Genomic DNA, 21,878 nt, shown 5'->3' on the forward strand with positions numbered 1-21,878 from the left:
CTCATCTATCTCACTTGTTCGTCTTTAGATTGGATTCATTTAGTTATGTCTCAACCGCGTTTATTTTGATGTATTTTCTTTGCCTGCTAAGCCGCTCGTCATTTTGGTACGCTGAAAGAAAAAAGAACCTACGACGAGTACAGCAATTAAAAGAGTTAAGAAGAACTGAGAACGTAATGAATCAATAAATGCCATGGCTATAAAAATACTAGTGATGGCAAGGATTGTAGCGTAAGTTAAGTAAGGAAATAACCACATTTTAATTTTTAATGCTTCGGGATTTTCTTTTTCATATTTTTTTCTCATTTTAATCTGTGAAAATGCAATAACCAGATAGACAAGAAGTGCTACGCCACCTGATGCATTTACCAAGAATAAAAAGATTTTGTCCGGTGAAATGTAGTTAAAGATGACGCTGATGTACGAGATAACTGTACACGCTAATATCGCGCTAACCGGTACGCCTTTTTTATTTAACTTTGAAAAGCTTTTTGGCGCATCACCATTTTGAGACATGGAAAACAGCATACGAGAACTTGTATATAGACCAGAATTCAGACAGGAAAGAACAGCTGTTAAAATAATAAAGTTCATAATTTGAGCTGCAGCAGGTATATTCACTAATTCAAGGATAGATACAAATGGACTTTTCATTAGGCTTGATGAATTCCAAGGAAGAACGGTTACTAAAATAAAAATAGATCCTAAATAGAAAAACAAAATGCGATAAATAACGGTATTGGTCGCGATGGTAATGGCTTTTTCAGGCTGAGAAGATTCACCTGCTGCGGTTGCGACAATTTCTGTTCCCATAAAGGAGAACATCACAAGGGCAATGCCTAAAAATACAGAACTAATTCCATTCGGTAAAAAGCCGCCTTTGTGCAAAAGGTTGGAAGTGCCGGGAGAATCGATTCCTGGAATGAATCCACAAATAATAGCTATACCTAAAAGTAAAAAAAGAACGATACTGACGACTTTAATGAGGGAAAACCAATATTCAAATTCTCCGAAAGATTTAACAGAGTACAGATTGGTCATTGTTAATAAAAAAGTAAGAGCCAGGCTTACTCCCCAAGATGGCAAAAACGGGAACCAGTATTGAATAATATTTGCACCTGCAATGGCTTCAACAGCAATAACGATAACCCAGAAAAACCAGTATAGCCAGCCAATTGTGTAGCCGGCCCAAGGGCCTAATGCCTCTTTTGCATAAGTGGAAAAAGAACCGCTGGAAGGATTTGCAGTAGACATTTCGCCAAGCATTCGCATGACTAAAATAACGAGCAAACCAGCAAATGCGTACGAAAAAATAGAGCCAGGTCCAGCGGTGTTAATAAGTGATCCGCTTCCGATAAACAATCCAGCCCCAATAATTCCTCCAAGAGAAATCATTGTGATATGCCGGATCTTTAACTCTTTTTTTAACTGTGGCTGTGGATGGCTGTTCATTTGTGACCTCCTATATAACCTGAATTTTTAGTTAATATGGAGAATTATAGTATGTTATAAGGTGCAAGGACAGGATATTGTTAGAAGTTCTTTCATGTAAAAAAACCGGATATGAATTGTTGCATCCATATCTGGCTTACTCTGACACAGACATTCATTATGCGTATAAAGTACCTGATTAGCGTCTTTTCCCTTTCTTATAGTAAGCAATGTAGATGAATTTCTTATGAATGGTAGCTGAAAATAAGCTGAATGATTGTTTTAGATGCGTTAATCAAAAGAGGTATATATTTAATTAAAAGATAATATGAAATAAGATTCAAACTCTCTGTAAAGCGCTAAATGCGGGTTTTCCTTTCTGAAAACGGGTATATATAGTAGTAAGAAGTTTATTTTTTTCCTAAGGATAAAAGAAAGATGCGCAATAGAAACAGGAGGTTATAAATTATGAAACATGTTGAAGTAGTAGAAAACGGAGCGAATATTAACGAAGCAGTTAATCAATTTACAGATAAAGGTTTTGAGAAAAATGAAGTATACGTTTTTACCTATGACAAGGAAAATTCTAAAAATTTAACAGAAGTAACGGATACAAATATTATTCGACTGTCTGAAGAAGGTCCTTTACATTCAGCAGCGAGTTTATTCTTAACAAGAGAAGATGAGCTTCGAACAAAAATGGCTTCACTAGGCTTATCAAAAGACGAAACTAAAAAATATGAAGAAGAGTTAAAGAAAGGTAGTGCGATTGTAGTGGCTGCTACGGGAGAAAGAAAAGACGTTTAGTTTTGATAGATAGGTGCTGGTGCATCTATCTTTTTTCTGTTTTTCCAATATATGATTGATAAAACTAATGGCATTAGTTAAAATAAAAACTAATACTATTAGTTTTTATTTTGATAATAGGGGATGAGGAAATGAGAATAGTTTGTGAGAAAATGTTGTATCAATTGACGTTTTTGCCTCGCTTTTTTCCAGTGAATTGCTATTTAGTCGAAGAGAAAGACAGTCTTACATTAATTGATGCAGCTCTTCCTTACAGCGCGTCAGGTATTTTGAAAGCTGCAGATCAAATTGGAAAACCGATTACTCGCATTGTTTTTACACATACTCATGAAGATCACATCGGAGCGATTGATAATTTGAAGAAAAGTTTGCCGAATGCTTCTGTTTATATGTCGCAAAGAGATTATCGATTATTTTCAGGAGATTTCATACTGAATTCTGAAGAACCTCAAAACCCAATCCGTGGAGGAATACCAAAACCAGGAAAGATTTCAACTAAAATTGATCATTTCATCGAAGAAGAGTCTTATATAGGCTCACTTGCTCCTATTTTTACACCTGGACATACACCTGGGTCTATGTCATTTTTAGACCAGAGAACGAACGCATTAATTGCCGGAGATTCTTTCCAAGTGCGGGGAGGAGTTGCGGTATCAGGTCAGTTAAAACCGCTGTTTCCGTTTCCTGCCTTTGGAACGTGGAGCAAAGAGCTAGCGCTTAAAAGTGCAGAAAAGTTATATGAATTAAATCCGTCACTTCTTGCTGTTGGACACGGAAGAATTATTTCTCAGCCGCTAAAATTGATGGAAAAAGCAATACAACAAGCAAAAATAAAAATAGAGAAAAGGGGATGAAGGGATGTCGCCACGACAAGGACTAGATTTCAAAAAGGTGATTCAAACAGGTGAAAATTTAGCCAATCGTGAAGGATTTTATGCTGTTACAATTGCTTCATTAGCCAAAGAATTAAATGTTCGTCCACCGTCTTTATATAACCATATAAAAGGGTTAGAAGAGCTGCGCAAAGAACTGGCTTTAAGTGGACTGCAGCAGCTACACTATCTTCTAAAAAGTGCTGTTGAACATGCTTCTGCAGAAGACGCTGTTTATCAGCTAAGTAAAGCGTACGTTTCATTTGTAAGAAAGTCTCCCGGAATATACGAAGCAACGGCAACGGTAGCACCAAGGATACAGGATGAGGAAGTACAAAAAGCATCTGATAACATCGTGTTTTTAGTGCTGGAGGTGTTGAAACCGTATCATCTTCCGGAAAATGAAGCCCTTCATGCTGTTAGAAGTCTTCGCAGCATTTTACATGGGTTTTCTTCTTTGGAGAAAAAAGGGGGATTTGGGATGCCGTTAAGTACTGATGAGACACTAGATTTTTTAATTCGTACGTTCGTATTGGGGTTACACCGGTATGAACAGACCCCATAAATTTCATTAATGCCACTAAGCCTAACGCTTTAGTGGAAATTGAAAAAAAACAGAAAGAATGATAGATTACAAATAAAGACATTTATTCCTATTGTTTTAGGGTTGTTACTGATGAAGCAGGCAAAACCTAAGCTGCAAGGACAGAAAAGATAGTTTCTGTTTGTTGCTGTTTAGGTATTTTTTGCTTTTGTTTAAAATAACCAGCTCTTTTAATTTATGTTATAAAGGGGAAATCTTCTGAGAATGGAGAGAAACAAACATGCTTAATTCAAGAATGATCGTCATATTAAGAGAACTAATGTCCGTACAGTCTACATTATCAACCGTTACGAGTGAATATTTAGCAACAGTAAATCAGGTATCTTCTCGAACTATTCGAACGGATATAAAACAGTTAGATGACATTTTGTCTCAGTACGGGGCCAAAATTAAATCAGCTAGAGGGACAGGATATGAGCTTAGCGTTTTAGATGAAAAACAATTTCATCAGCTATTAAAAGAACTTTCGGCTAATCAATTATTTGATTCAACTTCTATTCCAACCGTTCCTGATGACCGTGTGCATTATTTAATTAAAAGACTGCTGCTAGCAGACGAATATTTGAAGCTCGAAGATTTAGCAGACGAGTTGTATATTAGCAAATCAACGGTTCAAAATGATTTAAGAGATGTTAAAAAACAGCTGTGTAAGTATGATGTTCTTTTAGAAAAACGTCCTAACTACGGCTTGAAAGCTAAAGGGGACGAAATGAAAATGAGGTTTTGTATTTCTGAGTACATATTTAACCGAAAAGATAAAGAAGTAGATATGGTATACAATGAAATATCCATCCTGCCCCAAGAATCAATCTTAACGATTAAAGCCCACATTTTAAATCAAATAAAACGATATAATATTATGGTTTCAGATATTGGATTAAACAATTTAATCATTCATTTAGCAATAGCTTGTAAGCGAATACAAGAAGAAAATTTTATCTCTTTGTATTCAGAAGACTTGCTTGAAATTATGGAGCATAAAGAATATGAAGTAGCAGCTGAAATTGTGAGGGAAATTGAAAAGGCATTCAAGATTCGTTTTCCGAAATCAGAAACAGCGTATATTGCCATTCATTTGTTAGGTACAAAAATGCTCAACAGTAGCAATCATGAAGACAAAGAAGTGAAGCAGTTTATTGCCGCAGATATTTATGAATTAACAGCGGCTATATTAGAAGCAATTGAAAAAGAGCTTCATTTAGGAATTAGTCAAGATTCAGAGCTGATTCTTGGTATGAGCTTACATTTGAAACCGGCTATCAACCGCTATAAATATGGAATGAATTTGCGAAACCCGATGCTTGAAGGAATTAAGAGTCATTACCCTCTTGCTTTTGAAGCTGGAATTATTGCTGGGAAGGTTTTAAAAAATCGCCTTGAAATTGACATGCATGAAACGGAAATTGGCTATTTAGCTTTACATATTGGAGGGGCCATTGAACGTCGGAAAATTATCAATCAGCCTAAGCGCTGTTTGATTGTATGTGCATCGGGAGTAGGGAGTGCCAAGCTATTATCATATAAGCTGCAGGCTACGTTTGGATTAAATCTTACTATTTTAGGAACAACTCAGTATTATAAGCTTCACCAAATGTCGCTGCACTCTTTAGATTTTATTGTTAGTACCATTCCAATTCCAGAGGATCTTCCTGTTCCTGTAGTACAAGTAAGCACAATTCTAGGAAACAATGATTTTAAAAAAATTGAATGTTTAATGAAGAATAAACCGCAGTCTTCGTTAGAATACACGAAAAAAGAATTAGTATATTTACAGCAAGAATTTCAAACGAGAGAAGAAGTACTTCATTTTTTAGGAGAGAAATTAACTCATCTAGGACTAGTTCCTTCTCAATTTATAGAATCTGTTTTTGAAAGAGAAGCTGCATCACCAACAAGTTTTGGCAATCTCGTTGCGATTCCTCATCCTATGGTTCCTCAAACGGATACGACGTTTTGGGCCATTTGCACGTTGAAAAAACCGATTATGTGGGAAGGAAACCTCGTACAATTTATTTGCCTTTTAAGTGTAAAAGCGAATAATCAAGGCGATTTGCAGAAGATGTACAGTTTGTTAGTCCGCGTTGTGGATGATAAGCAGGTCGTGCAGCGCTTAGTAAAGTGCAAGGATTATGAGGAATTTATCGAGGTGTTTATGAAAAATATTAGATAAAAAAAGAAGTCTGAGAGAGGGACTTCTTTTTTTATCTGAATGTTCAAACATAATTTTTCCGTTAGTAGCGGAAAAAGGTTGTGTATAAATGTAAGCGCTTTTATTTTAAGATAAAACTATCAACAAAACAGATAGCAAAATAAAAAAACGGGGGAATGACAAATGAATATTCTATTATGTTGTGCAGCTGGAATGTCTACAAGTTTACTAGTAACAAAAATGGAAAAAAGTGCTCAGGACCAAAGTACGGAGTATAAAATTTGGGCGGTTCCTGGTGACTCTGTTCGCAACCATATTGATCAAGCAGATGTACTTTTATTAGGACCTCAAGTGCGCTACTTGCTGCCGCAGCTTAAGAAGCTAGGTGAAGAAAAAGGAGTGCCAGTTGACGTTATAAATCCTGTTCACTACGGAACGTGTAATGGAGAACAAGTGTTAAAATTTGCAGTTCAACTAGTTTCAAAATAGGAGTGTGGACTACATGAGCAAATTTAATAGTATGCTTGAAAGCAAAGTAATGCCTATCGCCGGAAAAATGGCGGGTCAACGCCATCTACAAGCACTTCGAGACGGTATTGTTCTGACAATGCCGCTCATTATTATAGGTTCAGTATTTTTAATACTGTCGAATTTACCGATACCAGGTTACAACGACTTTATGGCAGGGATTTTCGGAAAAGAATGGGCAACAAAAATGGCCTATCCAGTTGGAGCTACATTCGATATTATGGCGCTGCTTGCTTGTTTCGGAATAGCCTATCGATTAGCCGAAAAATACGGAGTAGATGCTTTGTCCGCAGGTGCTATTTCACTTGCTGCTTTTTTACTTGCTACTCCGTATAAAGTGTCCTTTCTCCCAAGCGGCGCTAAAGAAGCCATTTTAGTAGACGGCGGAATTCCAACCGCTTTAATGGGAAGTAAAGGACTTTTTGTAGCAATGATTGTCGCGATTCTCTCTACGGAAATTTACAGATGGTTTATTCAAAAAGATATTGTCATCAAGATGCCTGATGGAGTTCCACCCGCTGTTGGAAAATCGTTTGCCGCTCTTATTCCTGGCTTCACGGTAATAGCATTTATTTGGATTTTACGTTTGTTAGTAGAACAAACGCATTTTGGAAGTCTTCACAATATTGTTGGAGAATTGCTTGGAAAGCCTTTAGGTGTGTTAGGCGGTAGTTTAGGCGGTACGCTAGTTGCCGAGCTTGTTATTATGCTCATGTGGTCATGTGGACTTCATGGAGCGAATATTGTCGGTGGAATTATGGCTCCAATTTGGTATGGAGCTATGGATGAAAACCGAATTGCATTTGCTAACCATGAAGCATTACCAAATATTTTTACACAGCAGTTCTTTGATATTTGGATTAATATCGGAGGCAGCGGAGCGACACTAGCTCTAGTCGTTGCCATGATTTTAAAAGCGCGCAGTCAACAAATGAAGCAGCTTGGTAAATTAGGAATAGGGCCAGCTCTTTTTAATATCAATGAGCCAATCATCTTTGGACTTCCGATGGTGATGAATCCAATGATGCTTATTCCGTTTATTATTACCCCTCTTGTGACGGTAGTAGCAACCTATATTGCCATGTCGACAGGACTGGTAGCAAAACCAGCAGGTATTGCGGTTCCTTGGACCATGCCTCCGATTATTTCTGGCTATTTGGCCACAGGAGGAAAATTATCGGGTGCAGTTATGCAAGCTATTAACATCGGAATTTCTGTTTGCATTTATTATCCTTTCTTTAGAATGTGGGATAAACAAAAATTCACTGAAGAAAATGGTATACAGCCTGCAGTTGAAGGGGTACCGAATGATACACAGAAAGATATTGTGTGAGGGGGGATAAAGAATGGAAAGCGTTCAAGAATATATTTTTAAATTAATCTTACATGGTGGAAACGGCAGAAGTTCAGCAATGGAAGCGATAGCGGCTGCCAAAAATGGGGATTTTTCAGAAGCACGTGAAAAGCTTACACAAGCTGCGGAAGAATTAAATGCTGCTCATCATATCCAAACGTCGTTAATTCAAGGAGAAATTAGAGGGGATAGCACAGACATTTCTCTGCTCATGATTCATGCTCAAGATCATTTAATGAATGCGATGACGGTAAAAGAAATGGCTACTGAATTTGTAGATTTATATGAAGCAATCAAAATTTCTGGGGGGATTACATTATGACAAAAGGTATTAAGATTGTAACGATTGGCGGAGGTTCAAGCTATACGCCTGAACTAATAGAAGGGTTTATTAAACGATATGATGAACTTCCAGTTCGAGAACTGTGGCTAGTAGACGTGGAAGAAGGAAAAGAAAAATTAGAGATTGTTGGAAATTTAGCGAAGCGAATGGTGAAAAAATCAGGTTTGCCAATCGAGGTTCATTTAACGTTAAATCGAAGAGAAGCACTAAAAGATGCGGATTTCGTAACGACTCAATTTCGAGTTGGCTTGTTAGATGCACGAGCGAAAGATGAAAGAATCCCGCTTAAATACGGGGTGCTTGGTCAAGAAACAAACGGACCGGGCGGATTATTTAAAGGACTTCGCACAATTCCCGTTATTTTAGATATCTGCCGTGACATTGAAGAGTTATGTCCAGAAGCTTGGCTGATTAATTTCACAAATCCTGCGGGCATGGTAACAGAAGCTGTGCTCCGCTATAGTAACATTAAAAAGATTGTAGGACTTTGTAATGTGCCAATCGGAATGGAAATGGGGATTGCTAAGCTGCTTGATGTAGACCACTCTCGCATTCGAATTGATTTTGCTGGTTTAAATCACATGGTCTACGGATTAGATGTATATGTAGATGGGGTAAGTGTCAAAGATCAAGTTATTGATTTATTGAGTGATCCAACTAACAGCAGCTTTGTAAAGAATGTAGCGGGACTTGGGTGGGAGCCGGAATTTACAAAATCGCTGAATGCATTAACTTGTCCATATCACATGTACTATTACAAAACGCGTGAAATGGTAGAAAAAGAGCTTGTTAATTATGAAAAAGGTGAAACGAGAGCAGAAGTCGTAAAACAGTTGGAAAAAGAGCTGTTTGAACTGTACAAAGATCCTAACCTAGACATTAAACCGCCTCAATTAGAACAGCGCGGCGGTGCTTATTATAGTGATGCAGCGGTACGATTGATTACATCCATTTATACGGATAATGGGGATATTCAACCTGTAAACACAGTAAACAATGGCGCTATTGCAAGCATTCCAGCTGATTCTGCTGTAGAAGTGAGCTGTATCATTACAAAAGATGGTCCAAAACCAATTTCAGTCGGAGACCTTCCCGTACCTGTCCGAGGTCTTGTTCAAACAATTAAGTCATTTGAGCGGATTTCAGCTGAAGCAGCAGTGACAGGAGATTATGACAAAGCTATTTTAGCATTAACCATTAATCCTCTTGTGGCTTCTGATAAACTAGCTAAACAAATTGTCGATGAGATGCTAGAAGCTCATAAAGATTACTTGCCTCAATTTTTTAAAACGGTTCAAGCTTAAAGTCAAGCTGTTCGAATACAGTACGTATTCGAACAGCTTTTTTATATGTGTAAAGCTAGATTTCTGCCACCATCAGTGTAACAATATAAAATAGAAACAGACAGCAAAGGGTGGCTAAAAATGATTCACTTATTAATTATGATGGTAGAACGAGTCGGAGTTATTGTCATTTTAGGTTTTTTGCTGGCACATACAAAAGTTTTTCGGCAATTTCTCCGCAAACAGCAAGGGTATAAAGGAAAGGCTGTACTTATTTTTATTTTTTCTCTTTTTAGCATTATTAGTAACTACACGGGAATTGAAATTCAAGGAACCATTATTCGAAGTGAAGATTTATTATTAAAAGTAGATCCATCAAGCTCGATTGCAAATACGCGAATTATGGGTGTGGAAATGGGCGGTCTGCTTGGCGGTCCTTTTGTTGGTTTAGGAGTCGGACTGCTTGCTGGTGTTCATCGCTTTATGTTAGGAGGGAGTACGGCGTTTAGCTGTGCAGTTTCGTCCGTTTTAGCAGGGGTGTTAACTGGATATATCGGCTATGCCTACCGGAAAAAACGTCGAACGATTACACCGCGCTTTGCTGCACTTGTAGGCATAGCGATGGAAACGCTTCAGATGCTGATTATTTTATTATTTGCTAAACCGTTTGATGCGGCATGGACGCTAGTGAGTATCATTGCTATTCCAATGATTATTGTAAATGGTACGGGAAGCTATATTTTCTTATCAATTATTCAGTCCATTTTACGGCAAGAGGAACAAATGAGAGCGCTTCAGACACACAAAGTATTATTAATCGCGGATCAAACGCTTCCACATTTTCGTCAGGGCCTCACTAGTGAATCATGTGAAAATGTTGCAAATATTATTCATCGCTTCACAGGTACGGATGCTGTTTCGTTAACTGATACGCACAAAATTTTAGCTCATGTGGGAGAAGGAATTGATCACCACGTTCCTTCCCATAGTTTAATTACCGGGCTGTCTCATGAAGTGCTGAAGACGGGGAAAATTATGAAAGCAAAATCGAGAGAACAAATTGATTGTCAGCATAAAGACTGCCCGCTTCATGCCGCTATTGTGATGCCGCTTACTTCTCACGGTACTACCATTGGAACACTAAAAATGTACTTTAAAGATGCGAGCGGGTTAAGCCGGGTGGAGGAAGAGCTGGCAGAAGGATTAGCTAAACTTTTTTCAACTCAGCTAGAGCTCGGCGAAGCAGAGCTTCGAAGTAAATTGCTAAAAGATGCGGAGATTAAAGCTTTACAGGCACAGGTGAATCCTCACTTTTTATTTAATGCCATTAATACGATATCGGCGCTGTGCAGACAGGACGTAGAAAAAGCCAGAAAGCTGCTACTGCAGCTAAGCATTTATTTTCGTTCCAATTTGCAAGGTGCAAGGCAGCTGCTGATTCCGTTATCAAAAGAGCTTGATCATGTTCACGCGTACTTATCGCTTGAACAAGCCAGGTTCCCTAATAAATACGAAATTGACATGTATATTGAAGAAGGGCTAGATGATGTCTTGCTTCCGCCGTTTATTCTTCAAGTACTTGTGGAAAATGCCATTCGGCACGCATTTCCGCGCAAACAAAAGCACTGTCGCGTAGAAGTTTATATTGAGACAAAAGATAAATATGTATACGTAAAGGTAAAAGACAATGGACAAGGTATAGACACAAAACGATTGGAACTGCTTGGCAATCAGCCCGTTTTTTCAGAAAAAGGAACGGGGACGGCTCTTTACAATATTAAACAACGTTTACATGGATTGTTTGGAAAAGAAACAGCGCTGGAGTTTGACGTAACAGAAGGAACAGCGGTTTCGTTTGTTATACCAATTGAATTAAAAAGCGAGGGTATGTAATATGCTGCGAGTACTAATAGTAGACGATGAAATGTTAGCGCGAGATGAATTAAAATACTTATTGCACCGAACGAAAGAAGTAGACTTCATTGAAGAAGCTGAAAGTATCGAAGAGGCGTTGGATAAAATGATGGATGAAAAACCGGATTTATTATTCTTAGATATACAATTGTCAGATGACAGCGGTTTTGATATTGCTAAAAGGCTTAAAAAAATGAAAAACCCGCCTGCTATTATATTTGCAACTGCGTACGATCAGTACGCTTTACAAGCCTTTGAAGTAGATGCAATTGATTACATTTTGAAGCCTTTCGATGAAGAAAGAGTTGTGCAGGCCATTCATAAATATAAAAAAATGCGTATTCCTCATCACCCTGTCAAAGAAGAAGAATCGATAGGAGATTCTTCTTCACAAACTGGAAAGTTAGCGATTTCTGTAGATGATTCGATTGTGTTAGTGAATATAGAGGATATTTTATTTGCAGGATTGATAGAAGGAGAAGTCACGGTTCAGACCATAACAGAATCCTATCATACTGCTGATACGCTGGCTATGCTAGAAAAAAAGCTTCCTTCTCAGTCGTTTATTCGTGTGCACCGTGGTTATATCGTCAACGTACATCATATTTCTGAGGTACAGCCATGGTTTAATTCTACGTATAATTTAGTAATGAAAAACGATGAGCGAGTTCCTGTCAGCCGTACATATGCTAAAGAATTGAAGAAACGTTTAGGAATTTAAGTAAGAAGCAGCTTGCGTATGCATTTTGGCAAGCTGCTTTTTGCATTTCAAGGCTCGATTTTTGTAAGTGAGCATAAATATTTGACTCTTCGGTTTGAAAACGCTTTCTAATTGATTTTCATTTTATATAATGAAGTCAACAAACAGAGAGAGGTGAAAGAAATGAGTGCTAAAAAAGTGTATGGCTTTTTAACACAAGCATTTATTTTTTCCGTAATTATGTTGATTTCAGATTTTATTGCAGAGCATTTGCCTTTTCCAATGCCAGCTTCAGTCATTGGACTTGTGCTGTTATTTCTTGCACTCTGCTTGAAGATTATTAAACTAGAGCAAGTTGAATCACTGGGAACGGCTTTAACTTCTTTGATCGGATTTTTATTTGTGCCAGCAGGTATTTCTGTTATGAATTCATTAGGTGTTATGCAGCAGTACGGCATTCAAATTTGTTTAGTCATCATCGTGGCAACGATTATTTTGTTAGGTGTTACAGGCTTATTTTCACAGCTTATACTTGGCATGACAAAAGATAATAAAGCAAAAGAAGAAATAAAAGATGTAGCTATGAGTGAAAAAACAAAAAAACAAGGTATTGCTTAACATCAATTATAAAGAGACAAGGTGGTTGGAAAGATGAATCCGTATTTTGGAATCGTGGTTTCTTTAGCTGCGTACGGCATTGGAACGTATTTATTTAAAAAGTCAAAAGGGTTTTTCTTATTTACTCCTTTATTTGTGGCAATGGTACTCGGAATTGCTTTTTTGAAAATTGGTCACTTTTCTTATGAGGAATATAGCAGCGGTGGGAAGATTATCAGCTTCTTTTTAGAACCGGCAACAATTGCTTTTGCCATCCCTTTATATAAGCAAGCCGATAAATTAAAAAAGTACTGGTGGCAAATTCTTTCTTCTATTGCGGTAGGGTCAGTTTGTTCGGTAGCCATTATTTTTGCGATTGCTAAAGGTATTCATATGGACGAAGTCGTGATGAAATCAATGCTTCCACAAGCAGCTACAACAGCGATTGCGCTTCCATTGTCTCAAGATATTGGAGGGATTCCTGCTATTACATCCTTTGCTGTTATTTTTAATGCAGTCATCGTATATGCGCTTGGCGCTTTATTTTTAAAAGTATTCAAGGTGAAAAATCCAATTTCGAAAGGGTTAGCTCTTGGAACTTCTGGACATGCATTAGGGGTAGCCGTAGGGATTGAAATGGGAGAAGTAGAGGCAGCCATGGCAAGTATTGCCGTTGTTATTGTAGGTGTCGTTACAGTTGCCGTTATTCCACTTTTTGTTCAGCTAGTTATGTAACAAAAGCCTGAAGAAGTCAGAGAACCTCTGACTCCTTCAGGCTTTTGTTTGTTAATTAATACACCACTCCAAAATGTCGTGATGCGCAGTTTTGACAGGTTGTATGGTCAAAAAGACTCTCAGGAATGATAAATTCAAAACAAAATTGACATTGTTTGAATTGACTTTGTCTATAAAACATTGTCTCTAAGAAAATAGCTGTAATATGTTCGGTTATGTGCTTATGGGAACGTTGTTCTAAAGTGGACCATGGAATAGACTGATGCTCTATGTAAATCGGACAGGAAGTATAGGGTGTATCCCATTGAATGGCTTGATATCCAAACGTAAGGCCATGATGAGCTGCTGATGTAAATATGATCAGGTTTTGATGGAATTCTGGCAGAGGTAATTCTAGTTTTTGATCTTTAAGCGATCTCGTTTTGGAATGAAGGTTATACAATTTAATCTGAAAATGAATCCACTGAGTGGCGTGAACGGTTATTGACATGTTTTAAACCTCCAATTCAGACTCTTTCTTTTATCATAATTGATTTCAAAATAAATAAATAGTAGGCAAAAAGAAGATAACAAAATTTTATATAGATTACTTATAAGGCGTAGGGAAAGGTGATATAAGCACAGCATCCTTTTTTCTACCCCTTTTTAAAGCATATTAATCTTCTATATAAAAGCTTGCTTTCAACGAACGGTATCGGCGTACTCATACGCTTTAAACAGATTTTAGTGTTAGAAGTTATAACAAGGTTCATTTCTTTTAGAGCAGTTTATGAAATAATAAAAACTGTATATTTTACGGTCTGAATCTATGTGTTGGAGGTTTTTATATGACGAAACAAAAGCTGATATTAATCGGAAATGGAATGGCGGGAATGCGCTGTATTGAAGAAATTCTTATTCATTCTCCAGGTTGTTTTGATATTACTGTTTTTGGAAGTGAGCCTCACGTTAACTATAATCGAATTTTATTATCAACCGTTTTACAAGGTAGTACAAAGCTTGAAGATATAAATATTCATTCTTTTGCATGGTACAAGGAAAATAATATCACTTTATGTAAAGGAGAAAGCGTTACGCACATAGACACCGAGAGAAAAATAATAAAAACAGATAAAAACAGAGAGACGAGGTACGACAAGCTTATTATTGCTACTGGTTCGAGCCCGTATATGCTCCCCGTTAAAGGGTCTGACAAAGAAGGTGTCCTCGGTTTTCGTACCATCGAAGACTGCCGAAAAATGATTGAAATTTCTAAACAGTATAAAAAAGCAGCGGTTATTGGAGGAGGTCTGTTAGGGCTGGAAGCCGCTAGAGGACTATTAAATTTGGGAATGGACGTTCAAGTGATTCATCGTTCGGGTTTCTTAATGGAGCGACAGTTAGACAGAGCAGCATCTGCTATGTTAAGAGAAGAATTAGAAAAGCAAGGCATGAGTTTTCTGTTAAACAAACATACAGATGAGATTATAGGGAACAACCGAGCAGAAGGCGTCCGATTTAACGATAGCAGTAAAATTGCAGCTGATTTAGTTGTAATGGCTACAGGAGTGAGGCCAAATGTTAATCTAGCTAAAAAAAGCGGAATAAAAACAAATAGAGCAATTATCGTAAATGATTATTTAGAAACGAGCATCCCGGATATCTATGCAGTAGGTGAATGTGCTGAACATCGAGGGATAACATACGGCCTTGTTGCTCCTCTTTACGAACAAGGAAAAGTCTTAGCAAGACACCTTTGCCAAATAACAAACGATGGTTATCGCGGGTCCGTTCTTTCCACTCAATTAAAAATATCAGGAATAGACGTTTACTCAGTCGGAGAGTTCAAAGAAAATCAAGGTGCAAAAGCCATTACGATTTCGAATATGTTAGATGGTATATACAAAAAAGTAGTTTTTCGCGAAGGGAAAATAGTGGGAGCTGTTCTTTTTGGAGATACCAGTGAGGCTATAAAGCTGTCACAAATGATTAATGAAAAAAAGGATTTGTCGCAAGCGGAAAAAGTACAACTATTTCCTTCTCAACATGAAAAAGAAAATGCAGTAACTTCTATGCCACTTACAGATACCGTATGCAACTGTAACGGTGTAACAAAGGGAGCCATTATTGAAGCAGTACAGAAAAATGATTTAACGACAGTAGATGAAATAAAAAATTGCACGAAAGCTTCTGGTTCATGCGGAGGATGCAAACCCCTTGTAACAGATCTTTTAACATATATTCAAAGCGATGAGTTTGATGAAATCATTGAACAAAAAACCTTTTGTACATGTACATATTTATCAGAAGATGAGCTGGTAAGAGAAATGCAGCAATATCAATTTGAAACGGTTCAGCAAGTAAGAGAAATATTAAAGTTTAAAGACATGAAAGGCTGTTCGTTATGTGAAGGCGGTCTTCATTACTATTTAGATATGATGAATCCTCATTATAAAAACAATCGACATTCTTTATTTACTACGGAGAATGACCAGGCAGTTTTGCTTCACGATGGGACTTATGCAGTGGTACCGCAAATTCATGGTGGTCTGACAAATGTACAGGAATTAAGGAACATAGCAAATGTAGCTGAAAGGTACAACATCTCTAATATTCGTTTAACAAGTGATCAGCGCATTCAACTTATTGGAGTGAAAAAAGAATATCTTCCGTTGATAAGTGAGGAAGTAGATAGAGGACTTCAGCAGCTATATGAACGTACAGTTAAAAATGTATCTGTTTATATAGGAAAAGGAACGTGTATTTGTCAGTATGAACCTGCTCTTGCTTTATCAAATGAATTGGATAAACAGCTTGAATATGTAAAGACCCCATGTGATATCAAAATCAGTATTGCTTCGTGTTCTCACATTGCAGAGAGTGTAACAACAAGTGATATAGGATTAAGAAGAATAGAAAGAGGATGGGAAATATATGCTGGCGGAAGCAGCGCAGAAGCCAGAAGCGGGGAGCTGTTTTATGTGGCCGAAACAAACGAAGAAGCAGTAGAAATCAGCTGTTCTTTGATTCAATATTACCGTGAAACGGGGAACTATTTAGAAACTGTCGGGAGCTGGATCGAACGAGTAGGAATTGTTCATGTCAGAGAAGTTTTGTTTGAGGTAGACAATCGAGAGTATTTAATGAAGCAGCTCAGCTCAGAACGCTCTCGTGCAATCACATATTTATTATAGGAAAGAAGGGTGAACTACGATGACTGAGATGCTATTGAAATATTTTCGTGAGCAGCAAAAGCATGTTGAAACCGAGCGTATCTATAATACGCAGTGTCCTTACTGCAGCATGCAGTGTAAAATGCAGTTAGTTGAACAAACACATGTAAAAAGGAAAACGTATAAAACAATTGGAACAGACAACCCTACTTCTCAAGGAAGGTTATGTATCAAAGGAATGAATGCGCATCAGCATCCTTTGCATAAAGATCGGATTCAATACCCTTTATTAAAAGTAAACGGAGAGTTTGTAAAGATTTCTTGGAAAGAAGCTCTTCACTATATTAAAGAAAAGGTTACAGAGATTCAAGAGAAGAATGGAGCAGATGCGCTAGGTGTTTATGGAAGTGCCTCTATTACAAATGAAGAAGCTTATTTATTAGGGAAATTTGCTCGAGTTGCATTAAAAACAAAGTATATTGATTACAATGGACGCTTATGTATGTCGGCTGCTGCTTCTGCTGCTAGTAAAACATTTGGCATGGACCGAGGATTTACGAATAGCTTGCAAGAGATTCCGTTTACTGAATGTATTATGTTAGCTGGAACAAATATTGCAGAATGTCAGCCAACGATTATGCCTTATTTTGAAAAAGCAAAAGAAAACGGAGCTTTTATTATTGCCATTGATCCAAGAGAAACAGCTACAACTAAAATAGCAGATTTACATCTAAAACTTAAACCGGGAAGCGACGCAGCATTAGCCAATGGAATTTTAAAGATCATTATTGAAGAAAATTATCTGGATGAACGATTTCTGCAAGAACGTGTTAATGGATTTAGAGAGGTGATGCAATATGTGGCGTCTCTAGAGTTTAATGTCATTGAAGAAATAACGGGAGTGCCACTGGAGGAAATGTATCAAGCTGCCCGTATGTTTGGTCAAAGAGAAACAGGAATGATTTTTACTGCTAGAGGAGTAGAGCAGCAAACAGACGGAAGTGATGCGGTGCGAAATTTTTTGAATATTCTACTTTCTGTTGGGAAAATCGGTAAACCCCGCTGCGGATATGGGGCCATTACCGGTCAAGGAAATGGGCAAGGAGCCCGAGAGCATGGTCAAAAAGCGGATCAGCTTCCAGGCTACCGCTCAATCGAAAATCATGAGCACCGGATGTATATAGCAGATGTGTGGAACATAGAGGAGAAAGATCTTCCTAGAAAAGGTGTTTCTGCATATGAGATGATTGAAAAAATTCATGACGGTGAAATTAAAGGGCTGTTTTTGATGTGTTCAAATCCAACAGTTTCAAATCCAAACGCTAATTTTGTTAAGAAGGCTTTTGAAAAGCTTGAATTTCTAGTGGTAGCAGATATGTTTGAATCAGAAACGGCAAAATTAGCAAACTTGATCTTACCAGCATCTTCCTACTTGGAAGATGAAGGAACCATGACAAATGTAGAGGGAAGAGTTACATTACGCGAAGCTAGCTTTCCATGCCGCGGCGAAATCAAACACGACTGGGAAATACTATGTGAAATTGCTAAAGTTTTGGGGAAAGAGGAACATTTTTCGTTTTCATCAGCTGAAGAAATATTCAATGAACTGCGAACGGCAAGTAAAGGAGGGATCGCTGATTACTCCGGTATTACGTACGAACGATTACGAGAGGAAAAAGGAATTTTATGGCCATGCAGAAGCTTAACAGATAAAGGAACCGAGCGCCTGTTTGAAACGCGTTTTGCTCATAGTGATGGAAAAGCGATGATGGTCCCTGTCTCGAATCAAGCTATTGTTCCTAAGGCAAAAATAACGGAAAAATATCCTCTCTATTTAACAACAGGGAGAGTGATGTCACACTATTTAACGGGTGTACAAACGCGAAAAAGTGCGTCTTTATCTGCTAGAAATTTCGAATCTTTTATGGAAATTCACCCTTCAACAGCGAAAAAATATGAAATTTCGAATCAAGAATTAGTACAAATTGAATCTTCATATGGAAGGATTGTGGTAAGAAGCAAATTTTCAGAGGGCATTCGGCCAGATACCGTATTTGTTCCTTTTCACTGGGCGGATTCTCAAAATGTTAATAACCTTGTCTCTGAGAAATTAGATCCCGCCTGTAAGATGCCGGGGTTTAAAGTAAGTGCTGTGAATATTAGCCCTTCTGTAAAAAGAAGCAGCTATTAAAAATGCTGATGCAAAAAGCCTCTTGAAAAAAGAGGCTTTTTACGTGGAATCAGGCAAGGTGCTTTTGGTTAATACGTACATCTTGTTTTTTGAATCCAGAATAATTCAGTAAGAGACAGAATAGGGAAAAAAGCGCTAGCAAGGAAAAACCGACAACGTAATCTCCGCTTGTATCTTTTATAAAGCCTAGCACAATAGGAGGGAAAAAGCCGCCTACTCCTCCGAATGCTCCTACGATCCCGGTAACAGCTCCAATGTTTCCTGTTGAAACAGATGGAACCATTTTAAAAACAGCTCCATTTCCGATACCAAGAGTAAGAGCTGCAAGTAAACAACCTACGCTAAATAGGGAGAAGGCCGTGATGGTAAATGCAATAAATAACCCTATTAGTAGCATTCCGGTAAAGACGAGGGTGAGTACTTTTTTTGCTCCGAATACATCCGATAAATATCCTCCAAGAGGCCGTACAAACGTCGCTAGTATAACAAAAACAGCTGTTTTTAGCCCACTGTCTACAGTTGAAGCATCGAATTGATCATGCAAAATGGTAGGAAGATAGATGCTGAACGTTACAAATCCACCAAATGTTAAAAAATAGAAAATGGATAAAAACCACGTTTCTTTAAACTTTAATACCGATAAAGATTCCTGAAGCGTTTTAGGAGAAGCAGCAGAAGGGTGGTCTGAAGTTCCTACCCATAATAAAAGAGCCATCAAGGCTACCGCAATTGCTAAACTCCAAAATACCCAAGGCAAGCCAAAAGAAGAAAAGATAAGTGGAACACTAAAGCTTGCTACCGCCGATCCTAAGTTGCCCATCCCGGCAATTCCTAAAATAAAACCTTGCTTTTGAGGTGAATACCATTTAGAGACATATGTAATGGAAATAGCAAATGTTGTTCCAGCCATGCCGATAAAAAATGCCCAAAAGAGCAGCATGGAGTAAGAATGAGTAAAGCCTGCACAAATGGTGGGGAGCAAAAGAGCCAGCATAGTCAACGAATACACTTTTCTTCCCCCGAAGCGATCTGTTAAAATCCCCATTGGAATTCGCATCAGAGAACCTAGTAAGACGGGAGTGGCAATTAAAATACTTTTTTCAGCATTGGTTAATGAATACATCACTTGAATATCTGCAGCGATAGGTGCGAAGACAGACCATACTGAAAAAGCAATAATCATAGATAAAGTCGAGATAAGAAGTACAGATAAGGGCCGTTTAGAAAACATTGCTTAAAAACCTCCTTTTTTATATGCAGCGCAAAGCTGTTGCAATATGGTAATTATGATACTACGCTTTCTTTGTTATGTATCATTTTGTGTTAGGTTTTCTTCCGTGGTTTTACTGGAGAAAGGATGCAGAAAAAAGTGAAAGGATAACCTAGTCGTAAACTCTAAGTGCTCATAAAGAAACGGTTAAAAGACTTTAAAAAAGTAAGTGAAAATATAGTGGAAATTGGGAAAGAAATTCAAAATGAGAGAGATTAATAGAGTCAGCACCTATAAATTTGTGCTATCGAATTATAGCCAAATCAAAAATAATTCATATTTTATATAGAACACAAATTTTCGAAATAGAAGGTGGAAAAAGTGACAGAAAAGCATCCTCTTTCAGGTTATAAAAAGGATGATAATGGAGTTCTCTGGATATGGAGTTACGTTGGACAGGCTAGAGTGAAAATGGGGTATAAAGTAAAAAGTCTGCTTCACTATGAGCAATCTTCCTATCAACAAATCAGTATTGTGGATACAAAATGGTATGGGAAAATGCTGGTGCTAGATGGTACCCCACAAATTTCAACAGGAGAAGGGTTTATTTATAATGAAATGATTAGCCATGTGCCAATTATAACGCATTCAAATCCCCAAAAAGTTGCAATGATTGGCGGAGGAGACTGCGGTCCTGCACGTGAAGCAATGAAGTATGACGGAATTCAACAAATTGATGTAGTCGAAATCGATCCAAAAGTTACAGAAATCTGCCGCACATGGCTAACTCCGGCTTCTTGTTACGATGGTGAAACCAGGCTCAATATGATACATCGCGATGGAATAGATTGGATTCAAGAACAAAAGGGAGTTTATGACGTTCTCATAATTGATCGACCTGACCCTGTTGGACCGGGAAAAAAACTATTTCAACCTGATTTTTATCAATATGTCTACAACAGCCTTAAAGATGATGGCGTGGTTGTTTTTCAATCAGGATCTCCTTACTACAATACTTCTACGTTACAAGGCACAATTAAAAACTTAAAGGAGCTATTTCCAATTGTCCGCACATATTTAGTGACTATACCTCTGTTCCCTTGTGGCATTTGGAGTTTTACAATTGCTTCTAAAAAAATGGATCCTCTTCAGGCCGATCTGACGAAGCTACAGCATACACATACTCAATATGTTGATCCTGAAATTTTCCGTGCATCATTTGTTTTACCTAAATATATAAAAGAAATAGTAGACGGAAAAGATTCCTAAAAACTAAGTAGCGACGAATGTTTGTTGAAAGTCATCAATAATCTCGGAAAATATATTTATTATGGTAGTTCTGTGTTTGCTGCGCAGAGTTCGGGATAATTCAATTTGAAACGTATTAAAATTATGACTGTAACCTGTATAGTTCTTATTGTCACCTTGTCTGTGAAAGGCAATTGATTCGTTTCCAACAAATTTATTATCAAATATTACATGGATTTTAGGGAACGAATCTTCAGCTTTTTTAGTCAGGGCCTGTTGAAACCAATCTTTAACTTCCTTTGAGCAGGATTGTCCATATAAAGTCCCCACTTCAATTGCATAAGGCCCGTAATGTGTATCCTTCATTCCATGAAAAGATAAATGCAGGTAGGGTGTCAGAAGGCAATTATTACTATCTACTATCTTTAAAGATTTAACAATTTCTTGGATTGTTCTTCTATATTCTTGTATTCCCTCATAGTTTGTTTCATTTAGATTTCTATTTAAATCTGCTGTGGTTCTAGAAACCGTACTAACGATTCCTGCACATCCTGTTTTCTTGACTAAATTCTCTACAATTTTATCCGTAAATAAATCAGCAGCGGGTGGTTCTGCATGAAGTGCATCCACATGACAGCTTATAAAGCCAGTTCCTTTATTGTATTTTAAGTAGTTTCCATGAATGAATTTTAATGTCATTTACTATTTCTCCTTTTATATCGTTTGAAATCTATCCTTTCTATAATAAATGCAGTAAAAA

General features: G+C 37.6%; 19 protein-coding genes. 15 read left to right on the forward strand and 4 right to left on the reverse strand.

The window, feature by feature from the left end; all coding sequences use genetic code 11:
- Positions 1-60: 60 nt before the first annotated feature.
- Entirely contained in the window at positions 61-1,452 is a 1,392-nt protein-coding gene (locus U9R83_RS03920) for an amino acid permease (protein ID WP_014461530.1), read from the reverse strand.
- A 447-nt stretch (positions 1,453-1,899) separates the two neighbouring features.
- Between U9R83_RS03920 and U9R83_RS03925 the strand changes: the two genes are divergently transcribed.
- The 12 genes from U9R83_RS03925 (at position 1,900) to lrgB (ending at position 13,317) form a co-directional block, all read left to right on the forward strand.
- The gene (locus U9R83_RS03925; protein WP_014461529.1) at positions 1,900-2,238 is read left to right on the forward strand and encodes a general stress protein; all 339 of its coding nucleotides are present in this window, start codon (positions 1,900-1,902) and stop codon (positions 2,236-2,238) included.
- A gap of 131 nt (positions 2,239-2,369) precedes the next feature.
- Entirely contained in the window at positions 2,370-3,092 is a 723-nt protein-coding gene (locus U9R83_RS03930) for an MBL fold metallo-hydrolase (RefSeq protein WP_014461528.1), read from the forward strand.
- Positions 3,093-3,096: 4 nt separating this feature from the next.
- The gene (locus U9R83_RS03935) at positions 3,097-3,675 is read left to right on the forward strand and encodes a TetR/AcrR family transcriptional regulator (RefSeq protein WP_243548758.1); all 579 of its coding nucleotides are present in this window, start codon (positions 3,097-3,099) and stop codon (positions 3,673-3,675) included.
- A 259-nt stretch (positions 3,676-3,934) separates the two neighbouring features.
- Positions 3,935-5,884, forward strand: a complete 1,950-nt coding sequence (locus U9R83_RS03940; protein ID WP_115653082.1) for a BglG family transcription antiterminator — start codon at positions 3,935-3,937, stop codon at positions 5,882-5,884.
- 162 nt (positions 5,885-6,046) lie between these two features.
- Positions 6,047-6,352 carry a PTS sugar transporter subunit IIB gene (locus U9R83_RS03945; protein WP_014461525.1) on the forward strand — a complete coding sequence of 102 codons (306 nt, stop codon included), beginning with the start codon at positions 6,047-6,049 and terminating at the stop codon, positions 6,350-6,352.
- Positions 6,353-6,365: 13 nt separating this feature from the next.
- Positions 6,366-7,724 (forward strand): PTS cellobiose transporter subunit IIC, encoded by a 1,359-nt coding sequence (gene celB / locus U9R83_RS03950; RefSeq protein ID WP_014461524.1) that lies wholly within the window; start codon positions 6,366-6,368, stop codon positions 7,722-7,724.
- A gap of 13 nt (positions 7,725-7,737) precedes the next feature.
- Entirely contained in the window at positions 7,738-8,067 is a 330-nt protein-coding gene (locus U9R83_RS03955; RefSeq protein WP_014461523.1) for a PTS lactose/cellobiose transporter subunit IIA, read from the forward strand.
- Positions 8,064-9,392, forward strand: a complete 1,329-nt coding sequence (locus tag U9R83_RS03960) for a 6-phospho-beta-glucosidase (RefSeq protein ID WP_243548760.1) — start codon at positions 8,064-8,066, stop codon at positions 9,390-9,392. The genes U9R83_RS03955 and U9R83_RS03960 overlap by 4 nt, the downstream gene beginning before the upstream one ends.
- A gap of 120 nt (positions 9,393-9,512) precedes the next feature.
- A complete protein-coding gene (locus U9R83_RS03965) occupies positions 9,513-11,264 on the forward strand; it encodes a sensor histidine kinase (protein ID WP_014461521.1) in 1,752 nt (583 codons plus the stop codon).
- A 1-nt stretch (position 11,265) separates the two neighbouring features.
- Complete coding sequence (locus U9R83_RS03970; RefSeq protein ID WP_048020050.1) at positions 11,266-12,006, forward strand: LytR/AlgR family response regulator transcription factor; 741 nt, start codon at positions 11,266-11,268, stop codon at positions 12,004-12,006.
- 162 nt (positions 12,007-12,168) lie between these two features.
- Positions 12,169-12,603, forward strand: coding sequence for an antiholin-like murein hydrolase modulator LrgA (lrgA, locus tag U9R83_RS03975; RefSeq protein WP_028407516.1), 435 nt, complete (start codon positions 12,169-12,171; stop codon positions 12,601-12,603).
- Positions 12,604-12,636: 33 nt separating this feature from the next.
- Positions 12,637-13,317, forward strand: coding sequence for an antiholin-like protein LrgB (lrgB, locus tag U9R83_RS03980; protein WP_013055484.1), 681 nt, complete (start codon positions 12,637-12,639; stop codon positions 13,315-13,317).
- 55 nt (positions 13,318-13,372) lie between these two features.
- Here lrgB and U9R83_RS03985 read toward each other — a convergent pair whose 3' ends face one another.
- Positions 13,373-13,807, reverse strand: a complete 435-nt coding sequence (locus U9R83_RS03985) for a hypothetical protein (RefSeq protein ID WP_016763097.1) — start codon at positions 13,805-13,807, stop codon at positions 13,373-13,375.
- 337 nt (positions 13,808-14,144) lie between these two features.
- Between U9R83_RS03985 and nirB the strand changes: the two genes are divergently transcribed.
- Positions 14,145-16,490 (forward strand): nitrite reductase large subunit NirB, encoded by a 2,346-nt coding sequence (gene nirB / locus U9R83_RS03990; RefSeq protein WP_243548780.1) that lies wholly within the window; start codon positions 14,145-14,147, stop codon positions 16,488-16,490.
- Between the two features lie 19 nt (positions 16,491-16,509).
- Positions 16,510-18,660 (forward strand): assimilatory nitrate reductase catalytic subunit NasC, encoded by a 2,151-nt coding sequence (nasC, locus tag U9R83_RS03995; RefSeq protein WP_243548782.1) that lies wholly within the window; start codon positions 16,510-16,512, stop codon positions 18,658-18,660.
- Between the two features lie 49 nt (positions 18,661-18,709).
- On the opposite strand, the gene U9R83_RS04000 is transcribed toward nasC, so the two are convergent.
- A complete protein-coding gene (locus U9R83_RS04000; RefSeq protein WP_014461515.1) occupies positions 18,710-19,891 on the reverse strand; it encodes an MFS transporter in 1,182 nt (393 codons plus the stop codon).
- A gap of 360 nt (positions 19,892-20,251) precedes the next feature.
- On the opposite strand from U9R83_RS04000, the gene speE reads away from it, so the two are divergent.
- Positions 20,252-21,139, forward strand: coding sequence for a polyamine aminopropyltransferase (gene speE, locus U9R83_RS04005; protein ID WP_042992322.1), 888 nt, complete (start codon positions 20,252-20,254; stop codon positions 21,137-21,139).
- Between the two features lie 3 nt (positions 21,140-21,142).
- Here speE and U9R83_RS04010 read toward each other — a convergent pair whose 3' ends face one another.
- A complete protein-coding gene (locus U9R83_RS04010) occupies positions 21,143-21,817 on the reverse strand; it encodes a hypothetical protein (protein ID WP_226556132.1) in 675 nt (224 codons plus the stop codon).
- Positions 21,818-21,878: the final 61 nt, after the last annotated feature.

Origin of the sequence: Priestia sp. LL-8 (assembly GCF_036227845.1) — a bacterium.
GTDB lineage: Bacteria > Bacillota > Bacilli > Bacillales > Bacillaceae_H > Priestia > Priestia zanthoxyli.

Coding starts and splice junctions, on each gene's coding strand:
- U9R83_RS04000 (WP_014461515.1), bottom strand. CDS start 19,891: ATGTTTTCTAAACGGCCCTTATCTGTACTTCTTATCTCGACTTTATCT.
- U9R83_RS03955 (WP_014461523.1), top strand. CDS start 7,738: ATGGAAAGCGTTCAAGAATATATTTTTAAATTAATCTTACATGGTGGA.
- U9R83_RS03960 (WP_243548760.1), top strand. CDS start 8,064: ATGACAAAAGGTATTAAGATTGTAACGATTGGCGGAGGTTCAAGCTAT.
- U9R83_RS03935 (WP_243548758.1), top strand. CDS start 3,097: ATGTCGCCACGACAAGGACTAGATTTCAAAAAGGTGATTCAAACAGGT.
- U9R83_RS03930 (WP_014461528.1), top strand. CDS start 2,370: ATGAGAATAGTTTGTGAGAAAATGTTGTATCAATTGACGTTTTTGCCT.
- U9R83_RS03985 (WP_016763097.1), bottom strand. CDS start 13,807: ATGTCAATAACCGTTCACGCCACTCAGTGGATTCATTTTCAGATTAAA.
- nasC (WP_243548782.1), top strand. CDS start 16,510: ATGACTGAGATGCTATTGAAATATTTTCGTGAGCAGCAAAAGCATGTT.
- celB (WP_014461524.1), top strand. CDS start 6,366: ATGAGCAAATTTAATAGTATGCTTGAAAGCAAAGTAATGCCTATCGCC.
- lrgA (WP_028407516.1), top strand. CDS start 12,169: ATGAGTGCTAAAAAAGTGTATGGCTTTTTAACACAAGCATTTATTTTT.
- U9R83_RS03945 (WP_014461525.1), top strand. CDS start 6,047: ATGAATATTCTATTATGTTGTGCAGCTGGAATGTCTACAAGTTTACTA.
- U9R83_RS04010 (WP_226556132.1), bottom strand. CDS start 21,817: ATGACATTAAAATTCATTCATGGAAACTACTTAAAATACAATAAAGGA.
- nirB (WP_243548780.1), top strand. CDS start 14,145: ATGACGAAACAAAAGCTGATATTAATCGGAAATGGAATGGCGGGAATG.
- lrgB (WP_013055484.1), top strand. CDS start 12,637: ATGAATCCGTATTTTGGAATCGTGGTTTCTTTAGCTGCGTACGGCATT.
- U9R83_RS03940 (WP_115653082.1), top strand. CDS start 3,935: ATGCTTAATTCAAGAATGATCGTCATATTAAGAGAACTAATGTCCGTA.
- U9R83_RS03970 (WP_048020050.1), top strand. CDS start 11,266: ATGCTGCGAGTACTAATAGTAGACGATGAAATGTTAGCGCGAGATGAA.
- U9R83_RS03920 (WP_014461530.1), bottom strand. CDS start 1,452: ATGAACAGCCATCCACAGCCACAGTTAAAAAAAGAGTTAAAGATCCGG.
- U9R83_RS03925 (WP_014461529.1), top strand. CDS start 1,900: ATGAAACATGTTGAAGTAGTAGAAAACGGAGCGAATATTAACGAAGCA.
- U9R83_RS03965 (WP_014461521.1), top strand. CDS start 9,513: ATGATTCACTTATTAATTATGATGGTAGAACGAGTCGGAGTTATTGTC.